A 25,243-nucleotide genomic window follows, 5' to 3' on the forward strand; every position below is an offset into this window, starting at 1 on the left:
TGTGTGATTCATAGAGATGGTTTCAATTTTCTTAGCTGAAGATCGAGCTTGTAATTTTGCTCTTGAAACCGCTCTTTCTTGATCTGGTAGTTCTGAGATACCTCTTCAGACAAAGGAGTTTGATCAGATATCTCAGTAATCCTGTCTATCGGGGTTAGCCCATTTAACGAGCTGTGGGGCCGTTCCCAGTTGTAGTAGTGTTGCCATTCAGCTAGTAGCAGATCCAGTTCTTGCAGCCCCACAGAGACATCTATGGTCGGATAGAACTCACTTTTATCTGTTTTCTGCGAGCGTTCCACTTTGCCATTCAAGTGAGGTGAGCCAGGCTTATTTGGGCGAAACTTGATCCCATAAATCATGAGTTGTTTCTGGACTTTTTCAGCAAAGAATTCACGCCCTCTGTCCGTCTGAATACGCTGGATAGGAAATGGCATCTCTTCCACGACACAATCGATAAAGTCGACTGTATTTGCTGCTGTGCGCCGAGAGTAGCACCTTAGAACCCGATAGCGAGAGCAATCATCAATAGCTGTATACTGGTAAATTCCAGGCGCTATTTTACACGTGTCCATCTGGACTCTATCACCAGGAATTGGGCGCTCATATCTTTGGAAATCTTTTTTGCGTCGGTAAGTTACGATGGGTTTGACTGATGCTTCGGATAAAACTTTATGGAGTGTCGCTGTGCTTAGGTGTATTTTGTGAAGTCGGATTAATTCCGTTTGTAAACGTCGCGCCCCTAAATTGCGTTTGTCACGCATCGTAAGGATCAATGCTCTTAGCTCATCAGTGAGTTTGGTATCTGGAGATGAATGAGGGCGTCTGCTCTGGCTTTCCAGACCAGCGATTCCACATTGCTTATATCGCTTAGCCCACTTTCGTAATGTTGGTCTGGAAATACCACAGCGTCGACATACGAGGCCTGCATCACCACATTCCTCATACATTTTTACCCACTGTAGTCTTTGTTGGATTTCTCTGTCCATAGACACCCAGTATAGTTGAAAGGATGTCTATGAATCACACATCTAAATCCTTCTAAAAAGCACCATTTTACCGTGGTTTAGGAACGATAACAAAAAGCCAGCTTTCGCTGGCTTTTTTCTTAAAGAACACTTCATTCAAAAGGAATTTAAAAGGTGATGAAATGAATTATTTGTTCTCTGCCATCTCTTTTTTCACCATTACTGCAGCAGCAACGATAAAAGCAATGATCAATGCCAGTTCCACTTATCCTCCTAAGCGATTCTACTGAGTTCGCACATAGTCTAGCACTGGGCTTACCGACAAGCAGTGTTTATTTTGCGAAACTGGCTAATTAGCGATCGAGATCAAATCCCACGAGTGAGTAAAAGCTAGTGTTCTGACAAGTCGGGCTTTACCCAGACTTGGCTAAAATCGAACCAACCTAGCGCATTGCATTTCGCATTTTGTAATGCACCACACTGATCTTTACTGATACCTAACCAGCAGTGGAACATTGGGATCAGTTGGTGTTTTTCCACCAGTGATTTCCCCAGTTCTTTCGCAGGGAAGAGCGCAGAAGAGTCAGCACGCCAAGCATCAATCAAACTCACCCACTGATTGAAATCCTCTCCTTTGCTCAAAAACTCAATATCGGAGTAATTGAGTAACCACCCCGCTAACGCATCATCACGGTGATTAGCAATACCCATTGGCTTAATCCAAATATCCACATTTTCAGTTTCAACGACCGTGTGTTCATATTTGATGACATTGACTGTGATCCCATCTTGGCTGAGCAATTGTTTAATCGCATTAGCAACAGTCGGAAACATAGGATGCTGAGCGTGATAGGCAATCGTAAGTTCTTTGGATTCTGGCGGTAACGTTTTTTGCGCTGCCGCTGAGTGGTGATACCACCCGGGTTTTAACCCATAGGCTGGCAACACCCCAAGTTCAATGATTTTCTCTTCCGGCAGAAGACGAAACAGGTTGAGCGCATTAAGTTTATCAGTGAGATAGCGCGCCCAATGTTCATCTTTGGCAACGCCATTACGACGATTAAGCAGTAAATAGGTGCAGCCGGGATCCAGCTCTACCTCTTCGGTTGATGATCCTCGAGCGGTTTTCATCGGATTGGATAAGCTTGGAAAAACCATCGAAGAGTGCACTTCATCAATCACCCAAACTTCAACTCGGTCCAGCAGTGGACGAAAACCAAAGTAGCCATCAAACGCTTGCAAAACCAAACGTTTTTCATCGTTTAGAACCACTTTGTAGGGCCCCGTTCCTACTGGCATTAAATCAAAATCGGGATTGCGATCGGACTCCGCAGGGAGGATTTTGGCACAGGCTTCGGCAAGCAACAGCGGTAAGCGGGTATCGGGCTTTTGTAGATGCACATCGACCGCCCAAGGGTAAGGTGAGTCAACTCGGTCAATATGGGCAAAAAGATTAAGCAACCGTAGCTGCCAAAGATTTTGCACAATCAGTTCGGTGGTGAGGAGATTGCCATTATGAAAGCGCACTCCGGGGCGTAAGTAAAACCGCCAGTGAGTATCTGATAGCGCCTGCCAAGCGTGTGCTAAATCAGGCTGTAATTGCTCTTCTTCATCAAGACGCGTAAGTCCGCTAAACACCTGTCGCGCAATATGCTGTTCAGAGCGGCGCATCGGCTTTTGTGGGTTCAACATCGATAGCTGACGATAGTACGGCAACCTGACAACTTGCAGACCTTCTTGATGCTGAACGCCAAGATAGCTTTCTATCACTTGAGTTAATTTTGCGGCGTCCTGATCAAGCACGGCAAACGCTTGGCCTATCTTTCCTTCATTGAGATAACGGCGCGCAAGGTTCTCACTGACATCCGCGCGACTGCGTTTAAAGAGCAGTTGCGAGAGTTTGCCGCGCCCAGCCGCAGGATGCCACTCAATCCACCCCTCTTCTTCCATTTTATTGAGAACAATACGCGCATTACGTCGAGTGCAAAAAAGAATATCGGTGACATCTTCCAGTTGGGTTTCAACGTCTTGACCTTGAAAATGCTCAAAGAGTGTTTCGAACTGTACACGTAAACGCGGGCTGCTCATAAAGAGGAAATCTCATCTAACTTCTAATTCTAGACAGTTTCCTTATTTTGTCAGCTTTAGCAAGCCCACCGCAAAAACTTTTAAAGCAAGTCACAACCTAACGTTTGAGCAATGGCGCTCAGTTGCTCTTCATCATCGAGCTTCACTGACCATTTGCTTTCACTGCCATTGGCTATCATCACATTTGCCCCCTTTCCCATTAGCGTGATGGCCTCCGCTTGGGCTTGCAAGGTAACGCGATTCTCATGTCCGAGCCGCACGACAACTTCATGGGGGGTTACAATGATTTTGCCACCGCTAAATTGAATCACCATTTAAACCTCGGCTACTGGTTTGGCTTGCTTTGGGCGTGAACGTTTCACCGCGACCGTCAAACGGCTAATACAAACCAGTCGTCCTTGTTCATCTTTGATCTCAATTTGCCACACTTGAGTCGATACCCCGATGTGCAACGGTACTGCAGTACCCGTCACTAAACCTTCACGCATCGCACGGACATGGTTAGCATTGATATCCAAGCCCACACAGTAAGCGTCTTCACCCACACTGAAATTGGCCGCTACTGAACCTAAGGTTTCCGCGAGCACCACCGAAGCGCCACCATGCAACATGCCAAGTGGTTGATGTGTGAAATGGCACACCGGCATAGTGGCGGAAATGCTATTTTCTGTCACTTCGGTGTAAATGATATTTAAATGTTCAATTAACGTATTTTTCGATGTGGCATTGAGTGTTTCTAAACTGATGGGCTTATTCCAAATCGACATCGCTTGAGTCCTGAACGAGTAAAAGTGGCTCATTGTAACGACTCCATCCAGCGAACACAAAGTCGTGCACCAAGTCTGCGAAAGTAAAGATGAGGGGATAACATTATGAATGTATGGTGCTAATATAAACGCCATTCATCGATCGCCACAGAAATAAGGACTATAAGATGAAAAAGACGCAACTGGCGCTCACTTTATTAATGACTCTTGGCTTAGCGGCATGCAGCGCTTCACCGACAGGCCGAAATCAATTGCTACTGTTTTCTGACAACGACATGAGTCAGCTTGGCGCGAAGTCTTTCACGCAGATGAAACAGGAAATTCCAATCAGTAAAGATGCAAAAACCAATGCGTATGTGCAGTGTGTAACCAAAGCGATTACCGCTCAAGTACCCAAGCAAAGTAGTTTTGAGCAATGGGAAGTGGTCGTGTTTGAGAGTGACCAAGTTAACGCGTTTGCCTTGCCGGGTGGGAAAATTGGGGTATACACGGGTCTACTGAAGGTTGCGGTGAATCAGGACCAGTTAGCGACCGTGATTGGCCATGAAATCGCTCATGTGCTGTCAAACCACAGTAATGAGCGTTTATCGCAATCACAATTAGCGCATGCCGGCTTACAACTGACGGATATCGCAATTGGGGCATCTGAATATGCGCAATATCGTAATCTGACCATGTCCGCGCTCGGCGTTGGTGTGCAATACGGGGTAATTTTGCCCTATGGCCGCAGCCAAGAGTCAGAAGCCGATATATTAGGATTGGCCTTGATGGCAAGAGCAGGCTTTGATCCTTATCAGAGCATTGAGCTTTGGAAAAATATGGCCAAAGCGTCTGGAGGAAAACAGCCGCCTGAGCTGCTTTCGACCCACCCATCACACAGCACCCGTATCAGCGATTTGAGTGCAACGATCAGTACACTGCCACCACATCAAGGTTCTAAAGCTCAGTGTGCTCTCTAGTTTCTGGTTTTTAATAACGCCGGTTTTCAGGTGCTCTCGTCTGCTCAATACTGTTTTTATAAAAACGACGAGATTTCAAAAACATAGCGCCTTCATAAAACAAACATCACGTCAAAAGAATCGGATAGCACTGCGCCCTGATGGGGATTTGCTGTCGCTTTGTGGTGATTTTTTATCGTTCTTGGCTTTTTTTTGTCCAGATACGGTTTTGTTGTTTTTTGATGGCTTGGATTTGGCCGAAGTGTTGGCTGAAGACTTCTTCTGCGTTTTTGTCGGCTTGTGCGACGATGCTAGCTCAGGTTGAGTATCGAATGACTCTGGCTCTGTCACTGGTGCATCACAAATCACCAAATAAAACTCTTGGTTAAATTCAATCAGATCGCCATCAAACACTTTGCAGCGTTTGCGAGTTTCTACATCGCCATTAACAAACACATAGCCTTCACTGATCACGTGTTTTGCTTCACCACCTCCACTTACGGCATTGGCAATTTTTAACACTTTGTGCAGCTCAATCGGCTGGCAAGAGACCTCAACACCAATCGCTTCTATTTCGATTTCTTCATCTTGCGGGTTGAATTGCTCGTCGGTCATGACACTACTCTCAAAAAATTTTTACGCAGTTTAGCCTTTTCAAAGTTTTTTACCAACGTCAATCCAAATAGCCACTAAACTAAAGTTAATTACCACTCCTTCAAACAAGGCGACTATGCGCATTGGGTTACTTTTTGCTTCACTTTGCTTGATGTCGACCTGCCTCCATGCCAAGCCGCAAAGGGTCACCATTTTTGCGGATGATGCTTATCCGCCATACAGTTATGCTGAAAATGGCCGTGCCGTGGGTATCTATCCTGAAATACTTCGTGCCGCCGATGTTTTGATGACAGAATTTGAGATTGAGTTACAACCCATCCCTTGGCGACGTGGGCTCAAGCTACTCGAAGCAGGAAGAATTTTTGCTTTGCTTCCCCCCTATTATTATCCGCAGCGCCGACCTTACATTCATCCTTACTCAGACCCTATCCTAGATGAAGAGGTGGTGGTTTTTTGTCAAAACGCATGGCTCAGCAAACGCAAGTCCACCGAATGGCCTCGGGACTTTTACGGTTTAACCATAGGAATGAACGATGGATTCAGCCTAGGCGGTCAAGCGTTTTGGAAGGCCGTCGAAGAAAAGAAAATCGAGGTGAAATACGCTAACGGCAATCGCGTCAATCTACTAAAGTTACGCGGTGACAGAATAGATTGCTATGTCAACGACCGCATCTCGATCTTATGGGAACTCACACGATTAAAGCGTGAGGGCATTGTCGATACCGTTAACTTTTCCATGGCCGCCAAAATCAGTTTAGAGCAAGGCTATATCGGATTTACCAACCGAAACCTCGAGCAATACCCTTACCAGAGCCAGTTTGTAGCCGCATTCAACAGCGCTCTTGCAGAGCTAAAAAGCAGCGGCCAACTCGACAAGATTGTTGGCCGCTATATTGAGTAATGTGGCTCCCTTACGACGTCAAGCTACAGCGGTGTGAGTGTGCAGTAACGTGAGCCGTTTGAGGAACCATCAAATGCCGTGATCTTTAGCGTGTTACCATATTGCGGATCTGTTTAGCTCGCTCATCATCACTGACGTTACTCGGAGGTGGTACGGTTAACCCTTTCACTACGGCAGGACGCGCAGCGATCTCGTTCATCCAACGCTGTAAATGAGTCAGACCGTCAATCGAGATCCCACTCCATTCATGGATTCGAACCCATGGAAAGGTCGCGATATCAGCAATCGTGTATTCATCTCCGGCCAAATACGGGTTTTGGGCTAGCTGGCCATCCATCACTTCAAACAGACGGCGTCCCTCTTTTTGATAACGATCGATAGCTGGTTGGATTTTCTCTGGGAAATAGCGATAAAACACGTTGGCCTGCCCCATCATCGGCCCCACGCCACTCATTTGAAACATTAACCATTGGATCACTTTGGAGCGCGCTTTGCTTTCTTGGGGTAAGAACTTTCCAGTTTTCTCTGCGAGATAGAGCAAAATCGCACCCGACTCAAACACCGCAAAATCTTCATTATCACGGTCAACAATCGCCGGAATACGCCCATTTGGGTTAATCGCGGTAAATGCGGGCTGTTTTTGGTCGTTGTTCGAAAGGTTGAGCGCGTGGGTGGTGTATTCCAAGCCCATCTCTTCCAATGCGATGGCAATTTTGTGACCATTCGGTGTTGCTGCAGTATAAAAATCAATCATAGAAAAATCCTTTATTGAAAGGCTGGTCGTTGCGAGAGTTGCTCAAACCAACGAGTGATGTGCGGATAGTGTTCAAACACAGAAAGTTCGAGCGCTTTTTGGGCGAAACCAATAAAAATGTAGGCGGTAATATCAACAATGGTGAAACGATCTGTGGCAATAAATCGCGACTGTGCCAATCGCTGCTCAAGTTGTGGCAAAAAGGCTGCCACGCGTGCTTTGCTCTCTTCACCCCACGCGTAAACGCAGTGTTCACGATCTTTATAGATACCGCTTAGATTTCGAAACGCCTGAAATCCTGCATACAAGCCTTGAAACTCAACCACTCGATGCCACATTTCAACTTGAGCTTGTTCTAATGCTGAATCCCCGAACAACTTGTGCGTATTGGGATAGGTAAGGTCGAAATAACGACAAATCGCCACACTTTCACACAGTGTTGTACCCTCATCCAGTTCAAGCAGAGGCACTTTGCCGTTCAGACTTTTGCTTTTAAAGGTATCCGATAAGTTTTCACCACCACGAACGTCCACCTGAACACGCTCAACATCAATGCCTAATTCTTTAAGAAAAATCGAGACTCTGCGACAGCTTGGCGTCATCGCGGTTTCATATAATTTCATGTTGCTATCCTTAATTCCTTTTTCTGAACGATCGTTCTGGATATACTCTACGCAGTTTCTGAACGTTCAGTCAAGAATAGATTTAAGCAACCGAGTTTACAATGGCAAGAAAATGCAACTTTGATCGCGAAGAGAAATTACACCAAGCAATGACGCTGTTTTGGCAAAAAGGGTATGCCAATACCGCGATATCCGATTTGGTCGATCACTTACAAATCAATCGCTTTAGCCTTTACAACGCGTTTGGTGATAAGCAAAAGCTCTATTATGAAGCGCTGGATCGTTATCTGAATTTGGTCAGTTCCCCTGCCCTTAAAGATCTCGAGCTCGAAAGTGCGGCGTGGCCAGAATTGAAAGCGTTTTTGCAACATTTTGCCGCGCTCCAACGCGAGGGAAACCGTGGTTGTTTTATGCAAAATGCTTTGGTTGAGCATGCAGACACGGACGATGAAGTCTTAAACAAAGGTCACGCGTTATTTGATCATCTGCTGCACCTGATCGCCCGTGCGCTCAACAATGCGATACAACAAGGTCAAATTGCGGCTCATCTTTGTGCGGACTCTTTGGCGCCATTAGTTTTGACCCAGATGCAAGGTATGCGCGTGCTTGGCAAAGCGCAGCGCCATGCCAATCTTGAGCAGGGATTAGAAGCCTTGATCCGTTTGATAGAGGGCGATTTTACAGGGGCTAAAGCATGATCCATTTGATTGCCCTGCGCTTAACTCGAGGAATGGATTTAAAGCAGCAGATTGTACAGCTCGTTCAACAACATCGAATCCATGCAGGCTCTATTGCGTCATGCGTGGGATGCTTATCGACGTTGCATATTCGCCTTGCCGATAGTGTTTCTACCCTACAAGTGAGTGCCCCGTTTGAGATTCTGTCACTCTCCGGCACTTTGACGTACCAACATTGCCATTTGCATATCGCGGTTGCTGATGCACAGGGGCGTGTTTGGGGTGGGCATTTGCTCGAGGGGAACCTTATCAATACCACGGCAGAATTGATGATCCATCACTATCCGCAGCACCACTTTACACGAGAGTTTGACCCCAATACTGGCTATAGCGAACTTGTGGTCTCATAGTGAATCCTTCTTACTTGAAGCGGCAGCAGTGTTGGCTGCAACTCCAAGTAAGAAGAAGTATAGGAAGACAATTACTCGCCCGATTACAACAGAGAAAGACGCACTAGCTGCTGCGTATACGGGTGACTTGGATTCTCAAATAGGCTTTGAGTTTCGCCATGTTCGACAATCTCCCCCGCTTTCATCACTATGGTGTGGTGACATAAAGCGCGGATCACCGCGAGATCATGGCTAATAAACAGATAGGTTAATTGGTATTTCTGCTGCAAATCTTTCAGCAAATCCAGTACTTGCGCTTGTACAGTTCGGTCTAGCGATGAGGTTGGCTCATCAAGCAATATGAACTCAGGCTTGAGCACCAACGCACGCGCAATCGCGATACGCTGCCGTTGACCACCAGAAAATTCATTGGGATAGCGATGCCGAGTGTCTACATCTAGGCCGACTTCCTGCATCACCGCGCAAATCGCGTGATCAATCTCGTCATCATTAAGCTGGCTATGCACGCGTAAACCCTCGCCTATCACTTGCGCCACCGACATTCGAGGATTAAGCGCAGAATATGGGTCTTGAAACACCACCTGCATTTTACTGCGATACGGCAGCATTTCACGGCGTTTGAGAGCTTGCAGATCTTGCCCTGCAAAACGGATAGCCCCTTGTGAGGCGAGAAGCTTGAGAATCGCCATGCCCGTGGTCGATTTCCCTGAACCACTTTCCCCCACCAAACCCAACGATTGCCCTTTGGCCAAGGTGAAACTCATATCTGTAACCGCTTTTATATAGGCTTGAGTGCGGCGAAAATAACCGCCTTTGATTGGAAACCACACCCGTAACTTTTCCGCTTGCAGCAGCGTCGGAGCATCCATCGCTGTAGGGACGGGCACACCACGCGGATCGGCATTGATCAACTGCTGGGTATAGGGATGTGCAGGCGCAGCAAACAAAGTGTGGCACGCGTTAGTTTCGACCAATTGGCCACTTTGCATCACTGCCACTCGGTCAGCAATTCGGCGCACTATGCTCAAATCATGGGTAATGAACAACATCGCCATGCCCAATTCTTGTTGCAGAGATTTAAGTAAATCCAAAATCTGTGCTTGTACCGAAACATCTAATGCTGTGGTAGGTTCATCGGCAATCAGTAGCTCGGGTTCATTGATTAGCGCCATGGCAATCATCACACGTTGCCGCTCACCGCCTGAGAGTTCATGCGGATAGGCATTGATCTTAATTTCAGGATGACGAATCCCCACCTTGCCAAGCCATTCAATCGCTTTTTGCTCTGCTGCCGTTGCACGTAATCCTCGATGGATCGCTAAGGTTTCCACCAACTGTTTTCCAATTTTGTGCAGAGGATTAAGCGAGACCATCGGCTCTTGAAAAATCATCCCTATGCGTCCCCCGCGGATGCCGCGCAGCGCGCGCTCTGAGCAGCGCAGGGTATCTACATCGCCAAAATGAATGCTGCCACTTAAATAGTGCGCCGATCCTTTGGGCAACAAACGCAAAATCGCGTTGGCTGTCACGGATTTTCCCGAGCCACTTTCTCCCACCAAAGCCAACGTTTCACCACGCGCAATGGTTAAGCTTACCCCTTCCGTCACAGGGCGTGCCTGCCCTGCGATACCAAAGCCCACCGACAGGTTATCTATCTTCAATACCCAATCGTTCATGCGCGGCTCCGTTGTAAATGAGGGTCAAAGGCATCACGTACCGCTTCACCGATAAAGACCAGTAAAGTCAGCATGACCGACAGCACCACAAACGCTGAAATACCAAGCCAAGGCGCTTGTAAGTTGGCTTTGCCCTGTGCGAGCAGTTCGCCCAATGACGGTGAACCGGCCGGCAAGCCAAAGCCAAGAAAATCCAATGAGGTGAGAGTAGTGACTGAGCCAGAAAGAATAAACGGCATCATGGTTAACGAGGCGACCATAGCGTTTGGCAACATATGGCGCAGAATAATGCGCATATCACTGACTCCCATCGCTTGTGCAGCACGTACATAATCAAAATTCCGGCAACGTAAAAACTCGGCACGCACGACGCCCACCAAGCTCATCCAACTAAACAGCACCATGATGCCGAGCAACCACCAGAAATTCGGCTCAACAAAGCTCGATAAGATGATCAAAAGGAACAAGGTTGGCATGCCAGACCACACTTCAATAAAGCGCTGCCCAAACAGATCGAGCCAGCCGCCGTAATAGCCTTGCGTAGCACCGATTAAAACGCCAATCAGTGACGAAATCACCGTGAGAATAAAACCAAACAACACCGAGATTCGAAAACCGTAAATGATCCGAGCTAATACGTCGCGCCCTTTATCATCTGTACCTAACCAGTTCACTGAATCCGGCGCAGAAGGCACACTGCCGGTGATATCAAAATTGATGGTGTCATAATGAAAACGGATCAGCGGCCAGATGATTTGCCCTTTCTCTTCAATCAAGCTAACCACATAGGGATCGGTGTAATCCGCTTCAGTATCAAATTCTCCACCAAATTGGGTTTCGCTATAACGCTGTACAATCGGCATGTACCACGCTCCGTCATACTGAATGAGGAGTGGCTTGTCGTTAGCGATAAGCTCAGCAAACAAGCTCACTACAAACAGCAATAAGAAAATCCACAATGACCAAAAACCACGCCGATTGGCTTTAAATCGCGCCCAACGCGCCTCAGTCAACGGATTCGGCACACGCTTGCTTGCTTTTGTCATCCCCATCAACGAGCCTCAAAATCAATGCGTGGGTCAACCCACATGTAAGTCAAATCTGAAATGATGCTGAGCAACAACCCGAGCAATGTCATGATATACAACGAACTAAATACCAAAGGATAATCACGTTGGATAGTGGCTTCAAAGCCAAGTAGACCAATACCTTCCAGCGAGAACATCACTTCAATCAACATCGAACCCGTGAAGAAGATGCTGATAAATGCGCTCGGAAATCCGGCAATGATGATCAACATGGCATTACGAAACACATGTTTGTAGAGAATGCGCCGTTCATCCAACCCCTTCGCGCGCGCGGTGACCACATATTGCTTGTTAATCTCATCTAAAAACGAGTTTTTGGTGAGCATGCTTAACGTAGCAAAACCGCCAATGACCATGGCTAATGTGGGTAACGTGAGGTGCCAAAAGTAATCGAGCACTTGTTGATACCAAGGCAAGCTGGCGAAGTTATCGGAAACTAAACCGCGCAGCGGAAACCAACTGAAATAGTTGCCGCTGGCAAAGAGGATAATCAAGATGATCGCAAACAGAAATCCGGGGATAGCGTAGCCAATGATCACCACCGCACTCGACCAAACATCAAAACGCGAGCCGTGATGAATCGCTTTGCTGATCCCCAAAGGAATCGAAATCAGATAGATCAGCAGCGTGCTCCACAATCCGAGGGAAATGGAAACCGGTAATCGCTCCACAATCAAGTCAATCACATCGCCGCCACGAAATAAGCTTTCGCCAAAATTAAACGTGGCGTAATCCTTAAGCATCTGGAAATAGCGTTCATGGATGGGCTTATCAAAGCCAAAACGACGGGTGATCTCTTCGACCACTTGCGGATCAAGTCCACGTGAACCTTTATAACCAGAAACCGACGCATCCGTCGGCGCCGCGACTTCTTGCCCGCCTCCCGTAAAACGCTCCATGACGCCGGAGGTGTTACCTTCCAACTGAGCAATGGCCTGCTCTACTGGGCCCCCAGGAGCAATCTGAATAATAAAAAAGTTAATGGTGATGATGGCCCACAATGTGGGCACCACCAGTAACAAACGGCGCAGAATATAACTGAGCATTGCGCCTCCTAACGCCGTTTTTCAGGTAGCCGCGCGGCTTTCTCTTGATCTATCCACCAGGTGTCTAAACCAAGAGAATATTTCGGTAGCACACTTGGGCGGCTGAATTTATCCCACATCGCCACACGGTACATACTCAAATGCCATTGCGGAATGATGTAGAAATTCCATTGCAACACGCGATCGAGTGCTGAACCCAGTGCGCGAAGTTTTTCGGTATCTTGCTGGCTTTTGGCTATTTGTTCGGTCAGAGCATCAAGCACCGGATGATTGGCCCCCGCTGAGTTGTAGCTGGAGTCCATATAATTGGAATTCCAGACAATCAGTAGATTCGGGCTCGGGTAAGGATTCGCGCTAAAGCCGTGCGATATCATGTCAAAATCACGATCACGCAGACGTTTGGTGTATTGCGTGGTGTCGACCGTGCGGATCTTCATCTCAATCCCCATGAGTTGCAGATTTTTTTGCAGAGGAATCGCAATTCGCTCCGTTGTTGGACTGTAAATCAGCAGTTCAAAACTGAGTGGCTCACCAGTCTTGACGTTGGTCATCACCTTATTTTTCAGCTCCCATCCCGCTTCTTTCAGCAAGGCAAATGCTTCGCGCATTTGGGTGCGAATTCGTCCGCTGCCATCGGTCACGGAAGGCTGATAAGTTTCCGTAAATACCCGAGCGGGTAGTTGTTCTTTGTAAGGGGTGAGCACAGCAAGTTCTGCGGCATTCGGCAGACCTTGAGCCTCGTATTCGGTGTTTTGGAAATAGCTGCGGGTTCGCTGGTATTGATCGTAGAACAGGTTTTTGTTCATCCATTCAAAGTCTAAGGCGTAGTTGAGTGCCTCACGGACTCGAACATCTTGGAACACAGGACGCTGTGTATTGAAAATAAATCCCTGAGTAGAGGCTGGCGCTTGGTGAGCAATTTCCTCTTTCTTAATCAAACCTTGGTCAAAATTACGCCCAGTGTAAGAGGTCGCCCAGAACTTGGCTTGGTTCTCTTCACGTAAATCAAACTCACCCGCTTTAAACGCCTCCAGCATCACGGTGTCATCGCGATAGTAGTCGTACTGGATCTGGGCGAAGTTGTTGCGCCCAACGTTGACCGGCAAATCTTTTGCCCAATAGTCCGGATTCAGTTTATAGGTCACACTTTGACCGGGTTTGAAATCGACAATTTGATAAGCCCCACTCCCAACGGGAGGCTCATTGAGCGGCTCGGCCAAATTCTTGTATTGCCAGTAATGTTTGGGTAAGACTCGGGTCGATTGCGCCAAGCTAAATAACTGTTCACGGTTTGGCTGCTTCATTTCAATGCGTACTGTCCGCTCAGCAATGGCTTTCACGGATTTTACATCCTGATAATACACTCGATATTGCGGGACACCTTCGGCCATAAACTTCTCAAAAGAGAACTCCACATCCTGCGCGGTGATCGGTTTGCCATCATGGAAACGCGCATTCGGATTGAGATCAATTTCCAGCCAAGTGAAATCATCGGAATAGCGAATTTTACTGGCAATCAAGGGATAGTAAGAGTCAATTTCATCCGCAGGAGAAAACATGAGAGGATCATACAGCTCTGCGGTATTGGCCGCCGCCACGCCACGTGAAGCAAAACGGTTAAAGTTGTCGTATGTGCCCAACTCACCGAAGGTCACTTTGCCGTATTTGGGGGCTTGTGGGTTGACATAATCAAAGTGCGTAAAGTTTTCTGGGTATTTAGCTTCCCCAAACCCAACCAGCCGAGTGGTTTCTATCACGGCCGCCCAACTGAATTGGCTCGATAACGCGAGCGTCACTCCTAAAGCAATCGGCTTCCAACTGCGCATGGCTTTCTCCCTCAACACGACGTAAACAGATAATCAATACCTTCCCATTTGAAGCTGCAGCCAAGTTAGCGGCATTCAACGTCAAATCGTTTGGGTATAAGACATTTGAAATTATTAATAATTCAGTTACTTGGATAGTATAGTCACAAACTACTTGAAGTGGCAGGTCGGCGGCAAGTGAGTTCAGGGGAAATTCTTCCCCTGAAAATGTGATCAATGAAGGGTTTTAGCAATTAACCGTAAAAGGTAGGTTTCACGCTCAATGCTCATGCCTTTGCGTGAATCATTGAGCAGGGTTTGCTCGTTATGAGCAATCGCTTCGTGGATGTTCACCCACATAGGTTTCATGCCATTACGTTGCTCGTAGTTTTCAAGCTGGGTCTGACCCAGTTTTTCATCCACCTCACAGCAATAACAATAAGACACCATGTGGATCACATCCGCTTCTTGCTGTTTATGCCAAGGGCGAAATTCTTGGTATAAGCCAAAGGGTTGGATGTTGCGGACATTTTGCGCCCCGGTCTCTTCTTGCAGCTCGCGGATCATGCCCATCAGCACATCTTCATTGCTTTCTAATCCACCACCGGGCAAAGAATAATCGTGGTAACGCTCAGTGTAGAGGAGCAAAATGCGTTCACCGCGCATAGCAATCGCGCGAGCGGCTTTACGTTGCATAATTCGCTGCTGGTTCAACGGTTTAATATCAGGGTGTATAGCGACATATAGAGGTTTCATCGGCTCTCCTTTTCCAACGGTTTTGAGCGATGCTAACACATCAAAAAGTCGAAGACCCTGATAAATCAGGGTCTATTTGCGCTGAATCAAATTTAACCATCCGCATTGATCTGGGTGATCAAGGCTTTTTCGACGCGATCCGCATCTTCAATCGCGATCTGGCAGGTACCTGCGGCAGCGTGTCCACCCCCACCATATTTGAGCATCAATTCACCGATATTGGTTCTCGAGCTGCGATCGAAAATCGATTTTCCGGTGGCGAACACGATGTTCTGTTTCTGGAATCCCCACATTTTATGAATAGAAATATTGCACTGCGGATAAAGGGCATAAATGATAAAACGGTTCCCTGCATAGATGGTTTCTTCTTCTGTAAGATCAAGCAACACCAGATTTTGGTAAACCTTACCACAGCGCTGGATCTGCTCTTTAAACAAGGTTTCATGTTTACGGTACAGTTCTACCCGTTCTTTCACATCTGGTAGTTGCAGGATTTCGTCAATCGATGCGTGAGTGCAGTGATCAATCAATGCCATCATTAAGTTGTAATTAGAGATCCGGAAATTGTGGAAACGTCCAAGACCCGTCCGAGCATCCATCAAAAAGTTGAGCAAATTCCAGCCCGTAGAATCTAAGACCTCATCGCGGGTAAATTGCGCCGAATCCCCTTTATCTACCGCCTCCATCATTTCAACCCATTCAAACGGAAAGGTTTTGGTTCCGCCGTAGTGCTCCCACACCACACGCGCGGCCGAAGGCGCATTCGGGTTAATAATGTGATTCGGTCTCTCGCCTTTATTTCTGAGGGTTTCTGAGTGGTGATGATCAAATACCAAATGCGCGTTGGCGACATAAGGTAAGTTAGTGATGATGTCTCGCTCCGTGATCGGGACTTTACCATCTTGCATATCTTTCGGATGGACAAACTGGATGTCATCAATCAGCTCGATACTTTTGAGCAAAACTGCACACACCAAACCATCAAAATCACTGCGTGTCACTAATCGATACTTGAGTGATGACATGTTCTTCCCTCTTCAAAGCTTTGAGATCCCTGCCCATTAGAAACACCCTGTTGCACCATATACATTGACGTCTTAACGGCCAATCATGGGATACCAAACCTAAAATGAAACAAAAATGTTGTTTATTTGAGCTTTTATTAATTGTAGACAGCATCAATCTTTTGACAAATCTGACATATAGCAAAAAATTAATTTTGTAGAATACTGATATGCAACCCGTAACAAAAAATGGAGAAAGCATGAATAAAACCGCCCTATTACTCACTGTTGTTGGTGCCGTTCTGCTCACTGGCTGTGCGCGCCAAGAGAATGAGTACACCGTTAAGGAATACACTTCTATGGCAAACCCAGCTTCCGTTTACTGTGTGGAGCAAGGGGGTCAGTTGGAGATGGTGACAGAGAATGAGCAACGCGTCACTTACTGCGTGACCAAAGATGGTGAGAAAATCGAACAGTGGGAATATTTTCGCCAAAACCATGACCAACAATAGTCACCGCCGGTTGGGATAGATGAGGCAGCTAAGCTGCCTTTTTGGTTTTCATTGGCGCGCTTTCGGTTAGCGCACTTTCGGTTAGCGCTTCCACCAACGTCCTGAACGTTCGAGCTCGGGATCGCACAAACGGTTCAATAACGTCAGTTCAGTATCCAAGATAGCCAACGCTTCACAAAACGACTGCTGATCTATCTGACTGTCCATGGTGGAATGATTTACCGCTAGGCTATGGTTAACTTGCTCATGGTTAACGTGCTCATGACTAACTTGACCATGCTGAATCTGGTAAACCGTGGACTCCACGACGGTTTCAATCACATCGAGCAATGACAGTAATCTGGGCTCTTCACTCATGGTGTGGCGAAGTTCGGCGATCGCTTTTTGCGCAATCCAATAAGGCTGCTGCTGAACTTGCGTGAGCGACCTTTGGAAAGCGTTTGCCACGACGCCTTCAAGAAAAACACGATAAGTCGTCAGTTCATCGACCCACAAAAAACGTAAGCCTTGCGGGTTTTGGTGAGGATACGGCACGCAAAGATGAGCCTTAAGATCGCGCGCTATCTCTAACCGGACGCCAGACTGCGCACAGCGCTCAATCAACTTACGTAACAAGCCTTGTTCATCCATCAGTTGCTGGATTTCAAAAATTCGTTTGAGGTGATAGTCATTGGATACCAAGGTCAAGGCAAGTGTTTCACCGCGCTGCACAACACCACTTTCCAATAATACCTGCGCCACATGCTCAATATTTTCCACTGTGCTGGTGGATTCTTGCTCAAGCAGTACATCGATTTGTGGGAATGACAGCCCTAATTGTTGGCGACGTTGCTCAAAATACTCATGCATTCGCTTTGCTTCAGACACCGTCTGACCGAGAGTAATGCCCCCGCAAAAGACCACTCGTGCCGCCGTATTTTCGTGACACTGTAACGCAGAGATCAATCCATCGACGCGGCTTTTGCCTTCTAATGTCAGTTGGTTAGCATTAAGACGTTTACCAAGCACCACATAAATCGGACACACTGCTGACATTCAATCTTGCCTCTCTGACGTTCAGTATTAGAAACCGGTATAGGAAAATAAATTCATTCTCCCCTCATCACCGACCAACACCACCCAATCGTTGCGATAGAGAAAATGAGTGCATCACGGATTTTTTCTGCCATAATCGCGCCCTTATTTTATTAGATGCTGATGTAAACACTTAGTTTAGAGATATACACCAGCTTAATGCAAAGAAACAGACCGATATGTGGAATAGACTCAATAAATCAATGATGTTCTGCCAAATGATGTTTGGCCTCTCGTTCTACGGCGTTATGGTGATCTTAACTCGCTTCTTCTTGGAAGATCTCAACTACAGCGAAGCCGATACCATGATGGTCGTGGGTGCATTCTCGTCGATTGGGCCCCTGTTTGCCATCGCCGGAGGCTTTATTGCCGATAAATTTCTCGGTGCGTATCGTTCATTGGCCATTTCCTACGTAACGTTTGCGATCGGTTACGCTTTATTGGTTTTGGGTGCGTCATCCACCCATGTTCCTTTAAGTCTGGTTGGCATCGCTTTGGCCAGCTACGCTCGCGGCTTAATGTCACCTTCTTATCCAAGCTTGTACAAACGTACTTTTGCCAGTGAAGAAGATTTCAATAATGGCTATCCCGTAAACTATTCGGTCAACAACGTCGGCGCACTTTTGGGACAATACCTGTTTCCAATGCTAGTGTTGCTGCTGGGTTTTCACGGCAGCTTCGCGCTTTCTGCATTAATGGCAACCTTAGCCACCATCACCCTAGTGGTGATGCGTCGTCCACTGATTGAAGTGGCCAGCGAGAAAGATCAGCAATCCGTCAGCATGGGCAATTGGATAGCGTTCACCCTACTTTCATTAGCGATGGTTGGGTTGGTTTTCTTCATGTTTTCCAACATGGTGATTGGCCAAAACATCGTGTATGCGATTGGGCTTGCGGCGATTGTCTATTTCATCAATTTGATGTTGAAAGCTCGCCGCGCGGAAGCTCTCAAAATGGGCACCATCTTGATTGTGACGGTGCTGACCACCTGCTTCTTTGTGTATTACGGGCAAATGATGACCTCAATGACCATGGTCACGATTAATACCATGCGCGGCGAGCTGTTTGGCATCATCCCGATTGCGCCGGAAGCCTCGATGGCCATGAATCCACTCTGGTGTATCGTGGCAGGTCCCGTCATTTCCTATCTGTTTCCTACACTAGAAAAGCGTGGCATTACCTTCTCAACCGCAACCAAAATCGCGTTTGCCTTTGTGCTAACCGCTATTTCATTTGGCATTCTGACGTTTGCCGTTTCCACCGTTGGTGAAGAGGCAATTATCCGCCCAGAAGTGTTCTTGGTGATCCATTTCTTCCAAGCGTTTGCCGAAGTCGTGGTGGGAAGCTTAGTGGTGGCGTTTATTCTGTCCGTTGCCCCCAAGCAGATTGAGAACTTCTCAGTGAGCTTGTTTTATATTGCGATGGCGCTCAGTGGCATTATTGGCGCGGTGTTCTCGACTTCCATCGCGTTAGAAAAAGGCCAAGTGGTGACGCAGCAGATCGTACAGATCATTTACGGCGACTACTTCAAACTGCTAACGGTACTCGCAGTCGTCATGGTGGGTGTGGCTCTGCTTGCATCTGTCCTGATCCGTAAAATGCTTGCCGCCGCAGATGTGAATTCACCAAGTATCCAAGATAAGCAAGCTTAACAAGTGGTGAATCAGACCATCGCACAAACCAGAGATGGCAATGCGACTGCTGATGATTGATGAAATGGCCTGCGGGCCATTTCTTTTATCCAGTTATTCTTATCTGGCGAAGGCAACAACCAACCCTGCCACAATCGCGCTAACGCCGAGTAAACGAGTTACGTACCAACGCTCTCCAAGAAATGCGATCCCCATAAACAGTCCAAACACGATGCTGGTTTGACGCAGTGCGACAATAAAACTGACGTTTTCGGTCAACGTCATGGCATAGAGAACCAAGCTATAAGTTCCCCCCATCATCAATCCCGCGAGGGTCGCGGTATAACGAATGCGCCATGCTTCAACAAATGGAGCGCGTTGACCAGTGAGCAAATACCAGATCGCCAGTGGTATGCACATTGCCCAAAATTGAATCCCCAAATAAAGCACGGCAGAGTAACTGGCAGGCATTTGTGAGCCTACGGTCTGTTCTATGATCGCCAGCGCTTCTTTATCGATAATCGAATATCCCGCCGTGCCTAGCGCTGCGACCAGAGCCCACACAATGCCGAGGTTGGCATAATCGGCGAAACGGAACTGACGAAATTTTTGCAGCGGGATCATCAAGCAGCCGAGTGTGATCAACGCAAATCCCAGCCACTGGTTAAGCTGTAAGTCATAGCCCAGCATCACAGTGCCTGCCCCAACCAACAATACGGGCAATCCGCGTGCTAAAGGATAAGCAATGCCGATATCCACTTTGCTGTAAGCAAAGGCCAGCCCCAGCATGTACACCATTTGGCTCAGCCCACTTACCACCAAGAGTAACCAAAATTGAGTCGGCAGCGTTGACCAACCAATCTTAGTGAAATACCACACAATATAAGGCGTGAGGAGCAGTGAGGTCGCTGAAGTGGCACCAAGGAAGAAAGAAGGACCCGAGCTTTGGTAGCGCTTGCCGATGATATTCCAACCCGCATGCAACAGTGCAGAAAACAGTACTAAGATGATAGGCATAAAAGACATACGACAACCTTGTCAAAAAGCCCAGTCATCGACAGGGCAAGCAATCTGCGCTTTCGCGAAATGGATTAACGCTTTAATTCTGCGATGGATTCAATGGTAATGGCATCGTGACGCCAGTATTCAATATCACAATCAATCAACTCGCCTTTCTGGTTATAGTTGACCCGCTCCACCACCATTGCCGGTGTACCTGACGTTGCGCGCAGGGCTTGAGCCATTTCACCCAGTAACGAGCTGGTGGATATACGGTAGTGAATCGTCTGGTATTGTGTCGCATAGTGTTCACGATAGAGATCGGTGAGTGACTGCGACAGATCAAAATCGAGCAGGTTTGGAAACAGCTCTGGGCGAATGTAGTTGGTGACATACACCACAGGTCGGTTATCCAAATAACGCACACGGTCTACGCGATACACATCCGAAAACGGTTTGAGTTTTAAAAGACGAGTCGCCTGCTTGTTGGCGATCACCGCTTTGGCAGACACCAACTCCGTTTTCGGCTGGCGATTTTGCGCCAACGCCATATTAGTAAAGTTGAGCGTTTGAGTGGGGTCATAGCGTAAAGGCGCGGGCGAAATAAACCAACCGCGGCGATCTTCACGGTAAATCTTTCCTTCAGCTTCGAGCAGGGAAAGCGCCTCACGCAAGGTGACTCGCGTGGTATCAAATGATTCGGCTAACTTGCGCTCAGCGGGGAGCTTTTGGCGCGGCATCAGCATGCCGGCATCAATCTGCTCTACGATGGCATCTTTAATTTTTACGTATTGCACTTGCGATCCTATTGCCTCTTTCCACTAACGCTTGCGCCAAGCTTGCAGGCGGCCAAACAATCCAAACTCTAATCCCACATGCAGCAATTTGGCTAACGCGGCCGAGAGCATAATCATCACCGCCATGGCAGCGGCGGCGCCCGTCTGCCCGGCATCATCCATATTCAATACCGCAACCGATGCGGGTACGGTGTCGGTTGAGTAGAGGAATACTACCGCAGAAGTGGTGGTTAATGCATTAATAAACAAATAGCTAGCAATGTCCAATACCGCAGGCAAGGAGACAGGTAACGTCACTTTCCAAAGTAAGCGGTATTGCGGCAGCTTGATGGAGGCCGCCGTCGCCTCCAATTCAGGTGGCAACTGTTTAAGCGCGGTAACCGCCGTCATATGCCCCACCGTGTAGTAATGCACCACGGTATTGATCACCAAAAGCAGCATGCCACCGTACAAGCCATTGAGCGGATTAGACGCGTGATTGAAAAAGAAGATGTAACCTAAACCCAGCACTAAGCCGGGAACCGCCATCGGTACCATACTCAGCATCTGCATCGCCTGACGCAGCAGCGCGAACACTCGCCCTTTTTCAATACTGTAAGCGCCGAGAAAAATGATCACCGTCCCACACAGTGCGGTTAAGCTGGCTAGGGTGAGTGAGTTAAAATACGGGCTCCAACCATAGGCACTGGTTTCGGCAAATTGGTAATGTTTGAGTGTCAGCGCTGTATTCCACGGCCAAAACGTCACCAGTGAGCCGTACACCGCCGTGGCTAATACCGCCACAATCGCCACACAAATCAGCACACAATAGAGCAGACATAAACCATCACGCAGCCGATGTGGCGCTGGTTGGTAAGCCACAGAACGGGTATCAAATAGGCTTTGCTGTTTTTTCTGCACCCAGCGATCGGCAATAAACGCAAACACGGCGGGTAGCAACAGCACAATACTGGTCACCGCGCCCATCGCGAAATTTTGCTGCCCCACTACTTGCTTGAAAATGTCCGTTGCAAGCACGTTATAGCTGCCACCAATCACTTTCGGTACGCCGAAATCACACACCACCAAGGTAAACACAACGATCAAGGCGCTGATCAACCCATACTTGGCTGCCGGTAGCGTGACAATAAAAAACGTTTTGATGGGGGATGTTTTCAGCGCCCTCGCCGCTTCATACAGACGAGCATCTGAGGTGCTCAGCGAGGTGGTCAGAATCATCAAAGCATGCGGAAATGTCCAGAAAATCAACCCGAGCGTAATACCTAAGCCACCATAAATGGATTCACCGCCGAGCCAACTCTTGAGCATGCCTTGATTACCAAATAGAAAAATCAGACTGATCGCGGGCAGTAATGAAGGCGCGAGAATCGGCGCACTGCCTAACACTCGAAACAGATGTTTTCCCGGCATGCAGGAGCGCGTTAACGCATAGGCGTAACCAAACGCGAGGATACCGACAATCGCCGTCACACTGATACCAAGCACTAAGGTGTTGCGCAAAGATTGCCAGAGCGCTGCCGAGGAAAAATATTGGGCGAAGTAAGCGAGCCCGACAAATTCACCCTGCCCATTTTGCACGCTTTTCAACAACATAGCGGCCAACGGCGCGACAATAAACAACAGCATCAGTGATAGCAGGATCAATAAGGTGGTCGATAAAATTAGGCTATCGCGGCTCCAATGCGGCAATATCCGCACTGAAAAAGTACGAGCAACATTCAACATACTCTTCTCCTTAAGCCGCATAAGCACAGCTGGCTGTAGCTGCTGGCGTTGTCGACATGACCTTACGACGGTACGCACGCAACTGCCCTGCTCTCAATGCCAAATATCGAACATCTCCCGCTTTTAAATTCATGGTTTGTACCTGTGTGATCGGTAAATCGACATACACGGGCGGAGCCAAACGCTCACCTTGAAACACACATTCGACTCGATAAAACGCGCCAAGAAACTCCAAATGGCGAATGACGACTGGAATGGCCTCGTTGTAGCGCGTAACCAGCTCTAGATTTTCAGGGCGCACAGCCAAATCAAATTGTTCACCTTGGCAAGGCGTATAATTTTCGATTTTGGGCAAAGCAATAAGGGATTCAGCAATACGCAGTTGCTGGGAACTCGCCATGGAAACGGGAATAAAATTCATCGTGCCAACAAACTCAGCCACAAAACGGCTGGCGGGCTTTTGGTAGATCTCTTGCGGCGTACCAACTTGCTCAATCACCCCGTGGTTCATCACCACAATGCGATCCGCCATGGTTAACGCTTCTTCTTGATCATGCGTGACCATGATGGTGGTAATGCCCAATTTACGTTGCAGTTGGCAAATTTCTTCGCGCAAATGCGTTCTTACCTTGGCATCGAGAGCGGAAAGCGGTTCATCAAGCAGTAATAACCCCGGCGATAATGCCAAAGCACGCGCTAACGCGACCCGCTGCTGCTGACCGCCAGAGAGCTGGCTTGGGTATTTTTGTGCCGATGTGGCGAGCCCGATCATCTCCAACCACTGCTCCACTTTCTCTAACGCATCACGGACTGACATGCCTTGATTACGCAAACCGATGGCGATGTTTTCTTCCACCGTTAAATTGGGAAATAGAGCATAAGATTGGAACACGATGCCGAAATCACGCTGCTCGGGTGGTAAAAAAGTAATCGCTTGCTGGTTTTGGTGGATGGTGCCAGAGGTGGGAAGATCTAACCCTGCGATGGCGCGCAACAAGGTGGTTTTGCCACAGCCAGAAGGGCCAAGAAAGCAGACAAACTCGCCTTTTTCAATCGATAAACTGATCTCTTTCAACGCGGTAAATGAGCCAAACTGTTTTACCACATGACGAATATCGAGGTAGCTTCTGCTGATCGCTTGTGGTCGATCGTGCTGCTGTAAATTAGGATGATGCATGGTCATAAAAGTCACCTTTAATTTGGTATAGTCCAAAATTAACAAGGCTTTATTGCAATGCAGTGACAGTTTTATCGCTGATGCGTGACCATCTGATGACAGTTAGGTAAAAAGGAGGCTTTCGCCTCCTTTGATGAACAAGTTAAGATTTGGGTTCCGATTTAGCATCAAACTTTTCAGACCAGGTTTGCAGCACGCGGGCACGATCGACGCCCATTTGCGTGAAGTCCATCTTCGCCATCACTTTTTCAACATTCGGATAATTCGGCACTTGCTTGCTGACGTCCTGATGGCCAACGATAGGATAGCTCTCAATATACAGCTCATTTGCCGCTTTCGAGACAGACCAATCGACCACACGCTTTGCCGCATCACTTTCTTTGACGAGCCCTACCGCTTCGGATTCCCAGCCAATACCGTTTGGTACAATCACATCCAACGGTGCGCCTTGGGTTTTGAGTTTTGCGCCACGCGTTGCCATTGATATGCCGATCGCAACCTCTCCCATCCCCGCTTGAACACAAGGTTTTGAGCCAGAATGTGTGTAATGGGCAATATTTTGATCAAGGCGTTGCATGTAATCCCACGCTTTATCTTCGCCCATGTTTTGCAGCCATGCGGAAACTTGCATGTACCCCGTGCCGGAAGATGCAGGGTTAGGCATCGCAATGTGGCCTTTGTAGACAGGGTTAGTCAAATCTTCCCAACTCTGTGGCTTAGGTAAATTCAGCTGTTTTGCCACCGCTTCGTTAAAGCATACCGCGTTAAAAAAAGCATCGTTGCCATACCAAGCTTGCTGAGCCTGCGGATCGTTCAAATTAGCTCGTAACTCGTTCGCTCCTTTGGGTGTGTAAGGTTTTAGCACTCCTTGATCTTTGAGGAGAGCCATTGAAGATCCAGCCAATCCCCACACCACTTCTGCACGTGGGTTGTCTTTTTCAGCCAGCAGTTTGGCCGTCATGATCCCAGTTGAATCGCGCACCCACTTAATCTCAATATCTGGGTTCTCTTTTTCAAAAGCGCTTTTGTATTTCGCCAGCAGATCGGTTTCAAATGCGGTATACACCGTGACTTCTTGTCCCGCAAACGCATGAGCAGACATAAGTGCTGCGATCGCTGTTAAGGTTCCTTTCAATATACGCTTGTTCATCATCCTCTCCAATTGATTGAATTTGGTATGTACCAGAATTGTTATTTACCCTACCCAGTCTATGT

At 47.7% G+C, this 25,243-nt stretch carries 25 protein-coding genes; 6 read left to right on the plus strand and 19 right to left on the minus strand.

Annotated features, from left to right (window positions below):
• Window positions 1-8: 8 nt before the first annotated feature.
• The 4 genes from T411_RS0113450 to T411_RS0113465 form a co-directional block, all read right to left on the minus strand.
• Window positions 9-986, minus strand: coding sequence for an IS481-like element ISVch1 family transposase (locus T411_RS0113450; protein ID WP_001889101.1), 978 nt, complete (start codon window positions 984-986; stop codon window positions 9-11).
• 369 nt (window positions 987-1,355) lie between these two features.
• Window positions 1,356-3,053 (minus strand): SgrR family transcriptional regulator, encoded by a 1,698-nt coding sequence (locus T411_RS0113455; protein WP_000098143.1) that lies wholly within the window; start codon window positions 3,051-3,053, stop codon window positions 1,356-1,358.
• Window positions 3,054-3,133: 80 nt separating this feature from the next.
• On the minus strand, window positions 3,134-3,313 hold the full coding sequence (locus T411_RS0113460; protein WP_227746412.1) for a DUF3389 family protein: 180 nt from the start codon (window positions 3,311-3,313) through the stop codon (window positions 3,134-3,136).
• Window positions 3,314-3,367: 54 nt separating this feature from the next.
• Window positions 3,368-3,820, minus strand: coding sequence for a hotdog fold thioesterase (locus T411_RS0113465; protein ID WP_000029663.1), 453 nt, complete (start codon window positions 3,818-3,820; stop codon window positions 3,368-3,370).
• 167 nt (window positions 3,821-3,987) lie between these two features.
• Between T411_RS0113465 and T411_RS0113470 the strand changes: the two genes are divergently transcribed.
• Window positions 3,988-4,779 (plus strand): M48 family metallopeptidase, encoded by a 792-nt coding sequence (locus T411_RS0113470; RefSeq protein ID WP_000753574.1) that lies wholly within the window; start codon window positions 3,988-3,990, stop codon window positions 4,777-4,779.
• Between the two features lie 111 nt (window positions 4,780-4,890).
• On the opposite strand, the gene T411_RS0113475 is transcribed toward T411_RS0113470, so the two are convergent.
• Window positions 4,891-5,373 carry an RNA-binding S4 domain-containing protein gene (locus T411_RS0113475; RefSeq protein WP_000129043.1) on the minus strand — a complete coding sequence of 161 codons (483 nt, stop codon included), beginning with the start codon at window positions 5,371-5,373 and terminating at the stop codon, window positions 4,891-4,893.
• Window positions 5,374-5,524: 151 nt separating this feature from the next.
• On the opposite strand from T411_RS0113475, the gene T411_RS0113480 reads away from it, so the two are divergent.
• On the plus strand, window positions 5,525-6,274 hold the full coding sequence (locus T411_RS0113480; RefSeq protein ID WP_001911722.1) for a substrate-binding periplasmic protein: 750 nt from the start codon (window positions 5,525-5,527) through the stop codon (window positions 6,272-6,274).
• Between the two features lie 85 nt (window positions 6,275-6,359).
• On the opposite strand, the gene T411_RS0113485 is transcribed toward T411_RS0113480, so the two are convergent.
• Both T411_RS0113485 and T411_RS0113490 read right to left on the minus strand, forming a co-directional pair.
• A complete protein-coding gene (locus T411_RS0113485) occupies window positions 6,360-7,028 on the minus strand; it encodes a glutathione S-transferase family protein (protein ID WP_000565042.1) in 669 nt (222 codons plus the stop codon).
• Between the two features lie 11 nt (window positions 7,029-7,039).
• Window positions 7,040-7,651: a glutathione S-transferase gene (locus tag T411_RS0113490; RefSeq protein ID WP_000780723.1), complete on the minus strand. Its 612-nt coding sequence runs from the start codon at window positions 7,649-7,651 to the stop codon at window positions 7,040-7,042.
• A 101-nt stretch (window positions 7,652-7,752) separates the two neighbouring features.
• Here T411_RS0113490 and T411_RS0113495 point away from each other — a divergent pair, with 101 nt between their 5' ends.
• A complete protein-coding gene (locus T411_RS0113495; protein WP_000101303.1) occupies window positions 7,753-8,349 on the plus strand; it encodes a TetR/AcrR family transcriptional regulator in 597 nt (198 codons plus the stop codon).
• Window positions 8,346-8,738 carry a PPC domain-containing DNA-binding protein gene (locus T411_RS0113500; RefSeq protein WP_000581517.1) on the plus strand — a complete coding sequence of 131 codons (393 nt, stop codon included), beginning with the start codon at window positions 8,346-8,348 and terminating at the stop codon, window positions 8,736-8,738. Before T411_RS0113495 ends, T411_RS0113500 begins: the two co-directional genes overlap by 4 nt.
• An 83-nt stretch (window positions 8,739-8,821) precedes the next feature.
• On the opposite strand, the gene T411_RS0113505 is transcribed toward T411_RS0113500, so the two are convergent.
• The 6 genes from T411_RS0113505 to T411_RS0113530 form a co-directional block, all read right to left on the minus strand.
• The gene (locus tag T411_RS0113505; protein ID WP_001000856.1) at window positions 8,822-10,414 is read right to left on the minus strand and encodes an ABC transporter ATP-binding protein; all 1,593 of its coding nucleotides are present in this window, start codon (window positions 10,412-10,414) and stop codon (window positions 8,822-8,824) included.
• Window positions 10,411-11,466: an ABC transporter permease gene (locus T411_RS0113510; protein WP_000525893.1), complete on the minus strand. Its 1,056-nt coding sequence runs from the start codon at window positions 11,464-11,466 to the stop codon at window positions 10,411-10,413. The genes T411_RS0113505 and T411_RS0113510 overlap by 4 nt, the downstream gene beginning before the upstream one ends.
• Window positions 11,466-12,548 carry a microcin C ABC transporter permease YejB gene (locus tag T411_RS0113515; RefSeq protein ID WP_000954187.1) on the minus strand — a complete coding sequence of 361 codons (1,083 nt, stop codon included), beginning with the start codon at window positions 12,546-12,548 and terminating at the stop codon, window positions 11,466-11,468. The genes T411_RS0113510 and T411_RS0113515 overlap by 1 nt, the downstream gene beginning before the upstream one ends.
• 8 nt (window positions 12,549-12,556) lie before the next feature.
• Complete coding sequence (locus T411_RS0113520) at window positions 12,557-14,374, minus strand: extracellular solute-binding protein (protein WP_001258210.1); 1,818 nt, start codon at window positions 14,372-14,374, stop codon at window positions 12,557-12,559.
• 213 nt (window positions 14,375-14,587) lie between these two features.
• Complete coding sequence (locus T411_RS0113525; protein WP_000803725.1) at window positions 14,588-15,109, minus strand: NUDIX hydrolase; 522 nt, start codon at window positions 15,107-15,109, stop codon at window positions 14,588-14,590.
• Window positions 15,110-15,201: 92 nt separating this feature from the next.
• Entirely contained in the window at window positions 15,202-16,134 is a 933-nt protein-coding gene (locus T411_RS0113530; protein WP_000096571.1) for an exopolyphosphatase, read from the minus strand.
• Between the two features lie 239 nt (window positions 16,135-16,373).
• Between T411_RS0113530 and T411_RS0113535 the strand changes: the two genes are divergently transcribed.
• The gene (locus T411_RS0113535) at window positions 16,374-16,625 is read left to right on the plus strand and encodes a putative hemolysin (RefSeq protein WP_001043846.1); all 252 of its coding nucleotides are present in this window, start codon (window positions 16,374-16,376) and stop codon (window positions 16,623-16,625) included.
• A gap of 81 nt (window positions 16,626-16,706) precedes the next feature.
• Here T411_RS0113535 and T411_RS0113540 read toward each other — a convergent pair whose 3' ends face one another.
• On the minus strand, window positions 16,707-17,660 hold the full coding sequence (locus T411_RS0113540) for a YdcF family protein (protein ID WP_001277066.1): 954 nt from the start codon (window positions 17,658-17,660) through the stop codon (window positions 16,707-16,709).
• Between the two features lie 218 nt (window positions 17,661-17,878).
• Between T411_RS0113540 and T411_RS0113545 the strand changes: the two genes are divergently transcribed.
• Complete coding sequence (locus T411_RS0113545) at window positions 17,879-19,351, plus strand: peptide MFS transporter (RefSeq protein WP_001882443.1); 1,473 nt, start codon at window positions 17,879-17,881, stop codon at window positions 19,349-19,351.
• 99 nt (window positions 19,352-19,450) lie between these two features.
• Here T411_RS0113545 and T411_RS0113550 read toward each other — a convergent pair whose 3' ends face one another.
• The 5 genes from T411_RS0113550 to T411_RS0113570 form a co-directional block, all read right to left on the minus strand.
• Window positions 19,451-20,356 carry a DMT family transporter gene (locus T411_RS0113550; RefSeq protein WP_000009279.1) on the minus strand — a complete coding sequence of 302 codons (906 nt, stop codon included), beginning with the start codon at window positions 20,354-20,356 and terminating at the stop codon, window positions 19,451-19,453.
• A 65-nt stretch (window positions 20,357-20,421) separates the two neighbouring features.
• Window positions 20,422-21,126, minus strand: a complete 705-nt coding sequence (gene phnR, locus T411_RS0113555; RefSeq protein WP_001200476.1) for a phosphonate utilization transcriptional regulator PhnR — start codon at window positions 21,124-21,126, stop codon at window positions 20,422-20,424.
• A 24-nt stretch (window positions 21,127-21,150) separates the two neighbouring features.
• Window positions 21,151-22,851, minus strand: a complete 1,701-nt coding sequence (locus T411_RS0113560; RefSeq protein WP_000935647.1) for a putative 2-aminoethylphosphonate ABC transporter permease subunit — start codon at window positions 22,849-22,851, stop codon at window positions 21,151-21,153.
• Between the two features lie 10 nt (window positions 22,852-22,861).
• Window positions 22,862-24,034 (minus strand): putative 2-aminoethylphosphonate ABC transporter ATP-binding protein, encoded by a 1,173-nt coding sequence (locus tag T411_RS0113565; protein ID WP_000177782.1) that lies wholly within the window; start codon window positions 24,032-24,034, stop codon window positions 22,862-22,864.
• 136 nt (window positions 24,035-24,170) lie between these two features.
• A complete protein-coding gene (locus T411_RS0113570) occupies window positions 24,171-25,181 on the minus strand; it encodes a putative 2-aminoethylphosphonate ABC transporter substrate-binding protein (RefSeq protein WP_001911715.1) in 1,011 nt (336 codons plus the stop codon).
• Between the last annotated feature and the right edge of the window lie 62 nt (window positions 25,182-25,243).

Source organism: Vibrio cholerae ATCC 14035 (assembly GCF_000621645.1).
GTDB classification, from domain to species: domain Bacteria; phylum Pseudomonadota; class Gammaproteobacteria; order Enterobacterales; family Vibrionaceae; genus Vibrio; species Vibrio cholerae.